Annotated in this window: 6 protein-coding genes; 4 read left to right on the top strand and 2 right to left on the bottom strand. The window is 34.4% G+C overall.

All coding sequences use genetic code 11. The annotated features are described in order from the left end of the window. The coding region (locus tag QZZ53_RS16800; RefSeq protein WP_296386855.1) for an alpha/beta hydrolase at positions 1-737 on the bottom strand (737 nt) is incomplete at its 3' end. A 93-nt stretch (positions 738-830) separates the two neighbouring features. Between QZZ53_RS16800 and QZZ53_RS16795 the strand changes: the two genes are divergently transcribed. From QZZ53_RS16795 to QZZ53_RS16785, 3 genes are read left to right on the top strand one after another with little or no spacing between them, the layout of a single operon-like run. Continuing rightward, positions 831-2,381, top strand: coding sequence for a serine hydrolase (locus QZZ53_RS16795; RefSeq protein ID WP_296386852.1), 1,551 nt, complete (start codon positions 831-833; stop codon positions 2,379-2,381). Continuing rightward, positions 2,382-3,686 (top strand): branched-chain amino acid transport system II carrier protein, encoded by a 1,305-nt coding sequence (brnQ, locus tag QZZ53_RS16790; protein ID WP_296386850.1) that lies wholly within the window; start codon positions 2,382-2,384, stop codon positions 3,684-3,686. After that, positions 3,686-4,390 carry a DNA adenine methylase gene (locus QZZ53_RS16785; RefSeq protein WP_296386845.1) on the top strand — a complete coding sequence of 235 codons (705 nt, stop codon included), beginning with the start codon at positions 3,686-3,688 and terminating at the stop codon, positions 4,388-4,390. Before brnQ ends, QZZ53_RS16785 begins: the two co-directional genes overlap by 1 nt. Positions 4,391-4,395: 5 nt before the next feature. On the opposite strand, the gene QZZ53_RS16780 is transcribed toward QZZ53_RS16785, so the two are convergent. Beyond that, positions 4,396-4,710 (bottom strand): hypothetical protein, encoded by a 315-nt coding sequence (locus QZZ53_RS16780; RefSeq protein ID WP_296386842.1) that lies wholly within the window; start codon positions 4,708-4,710, stop codon positions 4,396-4,398. Between the two features lie 80 nt (positions 4,711-4,790). Between QZZ53_RS16780 and QZZ53_RS16775 the strand changes: the two genes are divergently transcribed. Then, the coding region (locus QZZ53_RS16775) for a helix-turn-helix transcriptional regulator (protein WP_296386840.1) at positions 4,791-5,043 on the top strand (253 nt) is incomplete at its 3' end.

The following is a 5,043-nucleotide window of genomic DNA, read 5'->3' as shown; positions in this document are numbered from 1 at the left end:
GGTTTATTCTCAATATGACTCATATGTCCTTCTGATAATTCTTCAAAATCGATGTTTGAATTTTTGATTTGATTAATGAGTTTTTTACGATCAATAAGAGAATCTTTTTTACCGATAAGAATGAGCTTTTTGGCTTGTAGGTTTTTAAAGACTTTTAATCGATTTGGTCTAAGCTTCATTCCCTCCTGTGCCGCAATATAACCTTGTACTGAAGTTTGTAATGCAATGCTTAATGCTTCTAAATATTCTTGTTTGTAAGTTTCTCTACTTTGAAATGTAAATAAATTGGAAAAGGATAGTTGTACTAAACTTTCATAATTGGTTTTAGCCATTTTATTGGCACGTGTCCTTAATTCTTTTCGTTCATTATCATCCGCATCAAAAGTCGAATTCATTAAACATAAACTTTTAAAACGTTGAGGTTCTTTTGCAGCCATGGCTATAGCTACATAACCTCCCATTGAGTGTCCTATGAATTGAGCATGTTTAATGTTTAGGTGATTTAAAACCTTAAAAACAGCATCAGCCATAGCTTCCATAGTATGAACATAACCTATGCAATCTGTTTGACCGTGACCTAATAAGTCAATACAAATGACTTGATTGTTCTTGGATAATTCAGGTATAAGATTGTTCCACATAGCAGAGGTTTCAAGGAAGCCATGTAATAAAACTACAGTAGATCCTTTTCCTGAAACTGTGTAGTTGATATTTATGTTCTTGTATTCTAATAACATAGTAGCAAAGATATATTTTGAAACCAATTTTATGGTCTAATCATCACTAACATTTTAGTATATTTGAGTTCTTTCAAATTAAATATAAATCACATGTTTTTAAAGCGACTATTAGTATTAATCGTATTCTTAAGTAGTATTACATTATCTGCACAAATTGAAGAAGCAGAACTCGATAAACTAATTGAAGAAACTCTAACCACTTTTGATGTGCCTGGTATTTCCGTAGGTGTTTTAAAAGATGGAAATATAGTCTATGCCAAAGGTCATGGAGTCCGTTCGTTAACTACTGAAAAAGACATGAACGACAATACCTTGGTTGGTGTGGCATCCAACAGTAAAGGCTTTACCTGTTTTGCTTTAGCCATGATGGTAGATGCAGGGAAAATGAAATGGGATGATAAAGTTAGAAAGCACATTCCAGAGTTTCAATTGCACGATGCTTGGGTAACTGAAAACTTTACGGTTAGAGATTTGGTAACACATAGAAGCGGCATGGGACTTGGAGCTGGTGATTTAATGTTCTTTCCAGAAGGCAATGATTTTGATGTAAATGACGTCATTAATAATGTAAAATATTTAGAACCAGAAACCTCATTTAGAAGCAAGTTTGCTTACAATAATAACATGTTTATTATCGCAGGAGAAGTTTTAAAACGTGTGAGTGGTTTGTCTTGGGAAGATTTTATAGAAACCAAGATTATGAAGCCTGTTGGCATGAAAAATTCCAAAGCTTCTTATAATCGTGTGACAGATAAATCCAATATTATCGATGCACATACCAGAGCAGAAGGCAAGGTGATTCAGATTCCGCACGATTGGAGTGAAACTGCAAACCCTGCAGGAGGCATTGTAAGTAACATTAATGATATGATGACTTGGGCCAAGTTTTTAATGAATGATGCGGTTACTGAAAGCGGAGAGCGTTTATTAGATAAACGCTTATTTTATGAGTTATGGCAATTACAAACTCCTTTAAATGTAAGAGCAAACGATTCTTATAATTCAAACTTTAAAGGTTATGGTTTAGGTTGGTTTGTCACTGATGTTAAAGGCGGCTACAAACAAGTCTATCACACAGGAGGTTTGATAGGAACTGTGACTCAGTTTACAATGATTCCTGATTTAGATTTGGCAATTGTAGTACTAACTAATCAAATGAATGGTTCTGCTTTTAATACCATTACCAATACGATTAAAGATTCATACTTAGGTTATGAAAACAGAGGTTGGTTAAAAAGATATGGCACACGTAATGCAGATTATTTAAAATATAATGATAGCATAAAAGTAGATGTTTATAACGAGGTTGCTAAGGCTAAAACCTATATTACGCTTCCAGATCCAAATCAAATAGTTGGCACGTACACCGACGATTGGTTTGGTGATATTATTATTTCTAATAAAAATGGAAATTATTCTATTAAATGTGAACGTTCCTCAAGATTGTTTGGAGAATTACTACCATATAATCCCACAACTTTTGTTGTAAAGTGGAATGATAGAAGTTACGATGCAGATGTCTTTATGCAATTTACTTTCAATGAAAAAGAAGAAGCGGTTTCTGCAACCATGAAATACATTGCGCCTATTACCGATTTCAGCTTCGATTTTCACGATTTAGAACTTAAGAAAACTAACTAGGTGAACATACAACGTAAAGAACTTTTAGTTACCAGTTTTGCTTTATTCTCTTTATTTTTTGGAGCAGGAAACTTGTTATTACCACCATTATTGGGCTATAATGCAGGTGAAAATTGGTTTTGGGTAACCGTAGGTTTTATGATTACAGCTGTAGTCATTCCGATTATTGGAATTCTGGCACACGCGAAACTGCAAGGCACGTTGTACGATTTTGGTAAAAAAGTATCACCAACCTTTAGTTTAATTTACTGTATCATCATCTACATCATTTCCGTGGCCATTCCGTCTCCAAGAACAGCAGCTGCCACGCATGAAATTGCCATACATCCTGCATTTGGTACTAGTCCGTTATTGACAAGTGCTATTTACTTTGCGCTCGTTTTAGTTTTTGTACTTAACCGTTCAAAAATTTTGAATCTTATCGGGAAGTTTTTAACGCCTTTCATTGTTATTATGCTTTTGGCAGTCATTGGTATAGGTTTATCGTCTTCTGCATTTACACCTGGAATTTCAACATTTGAAACACCAATTGTCACCGGAATTTTAGAAGGTTACCAAACCTTTGATGCTATTGGAGCCGTTGTAGTAGGAGCGGTAATTATAATATCCTTGAATTTTAAAAACATGAAGGTTGAAGCGTTTGAGTCTAAACGCAAACTCATAAGACAATCCGGATTTATAGCAGGTACAGGCCTGTTTATTATTTATGCAGGTTTAATTTCTGTTGGAGCTTATTATGGTTCTGAAATTGAAGTGAACTCAGACTTAAGTAGTGATATGCAACGCGCTAATTTATTACGAGGTATAAGTATTGCGTCTTTAGGCGAATTTGGAAACACCGTTTTAAGTATTCTTATTTCTTTAGCCTGTTTTACTACAGCCATTGGTATTGTTGCAGGAACAGCAGATTATTTTAGAGGCTTGTTTCATAAATCTAATACAGCTTATGTGGTGACCGCAGTCATTGCTTGTATTGCAGGAGTTGGAGTTGGGCAACTCAATTTCCATTCCATAATTGTAATTGCCATTCCGGTATTATTATGTATCTATCCAATAACTATTGTATTGATTTTATTGAATGTGTTACCTGAAAAACTAGGAACTCCATTAGTGTTTAGAGCTGTGGTAATTGTTACGATGGTATTTAGTATACCAGATGTGATTGGGTTTATTAGTCCTACGGAAGGCTTAAAAAACGTTACAGATTATATTCCTTTAGCAAAGCATAGTTTAGGTTGGGTCTTACCAGCCATATTGACTTTTGTAATTATAGCTCTTGTACAACCTAAATTGAAAACTGCCTAATGAAGTACATGGGAAGCAAGGCACGTTTTGCCAAAGATTTACTACCAATTATTCTGAAAGACAGAAAACCTAAGCAAGCTTATTTTGAACCTTTTGCTGGTGGCATGAATATGATTGACAAGGTAGATGGCATCCGCATAGCCAATGACCAACACCAGGAACTCATGGCGATGTGGCAAGCCTTAATTTACGACAATTGGAATCCGCCACAATTAATAAGCGAAGACGAGTACAAACACATAAAGTATAACCAAGAGCAATACCCAAAACATTTAATCGGTTATGTTGGGTTTAATTCTTTTGGTGGCAAATGGTTTGCAGGTTACAGACGCGATAAAGAAGGAAAGCGCGATTATTGGGGCGAACATTACCGAAACATCACTAAGCAAGTGCCAAAACTAGAAGGCGTGCAATTGTCTTGTAAATCGTATTTGGATATAGAGATTCCTAAAAACAGCATTATCTATTGCGATCCTCCATATGCTGCTACGACTAAATACAGAGACACTTTTGATCATACCCAATTTTGGGATTGGTGCAGACAACAAAGTAAAGCTGGTCACCATATTTTTATAAGCGAATACAATGCACCAGAAGACTTTAAATGCATTTGGGAAAAAGGTGCAAAAACCACCTTTTCCTGGCATGCGGAAAACTTATCGACTAAAGAAAGTATGGAGCGGTTGTTTGTTTTTGTAGGATAATTAATTTAAAAACCACAATTATTACAGCTATAATTGTCTTCTAAAATTCTTAATTCTTTCATGCAATTCTCACACGTTCCATATTTATTTCCGTGAACATCAAAATATTCATCATTATCAATTTCCTCCCAATCTGTATAATAGAACCATTCTTCTCTGGTGTTAAATTTATTTAGTTCTTCTTCCCAATCTAATCCTAATGATTCAACATATTGTTTAGCCTGTTCATCATTTTGACAATAAAAATCTCCATCACCAAAACAATATCCACTATTCATTCCTTTGCCATCAACATCGCTTTTTCTAGCGTATTTTTTCATAATATTATGTTTCTCCAAATATAACAAAACTATACTTATTGTATGTTGAATTACACATACAATAAGTATAGTTTTGATTGATGATAAATCAATTCATACTTCAAGAATTTGGGAACCGAGTTCGACACTTAAGAACTCAGGCAGGACTGAGTCAAGAGAAATTATCTTTTTTAACAGGCTTTCATAGAACTTATATCGGAATGATTGAGCGTGGTGAACGCAACATTTCACTTACTAATATTTTAGTGTTTGCTAAAGCTTTTGAAATGGATGTATCTGAACTGATAGATTTCAAGAAACAGAATGCTAAACTTAGTTTTAATGATTATGAAT

Origin of the sequence: Winogradskyella sp., assembly GCF_016744625.1 — a bacterium.
In the GTDB taxonomy this organism is placed as follows: domain Bacteria; phylum Bacteroidota; class Bacteroidia; order Flavobacteriales; family Flavobacteriaceae; genus Winogradskyella.
This window is presented reverse-complemented; position numbering and strand designations above follow the sequence as displayed.

Excerpts from the sequence above, each read along its gene's own strand:
- QZZ53_RS16780 (WP_296386842.1), bottom strand. The coding sequence starts at position 4,710 with ATGAAAAAATACGCTAGAAAAAGCGATGTTGATGGCAAAGGAATGAAT.
- QZZ53_RS16795 (WP_296386852.1), top strand. The coding sequence starts at position 831 with ATGTTTTTAAAGCGACTATTAGTATTAATCGTATTCTTAAGTAGTATT.
- QZZ53_RS16785 (WP_296386845.1), top strand. The coding sequence starts at position 3,686 with ATGAAGTACATGGGAAGCAAGGCACGTTTTGCCAAAGATTTACTACCA.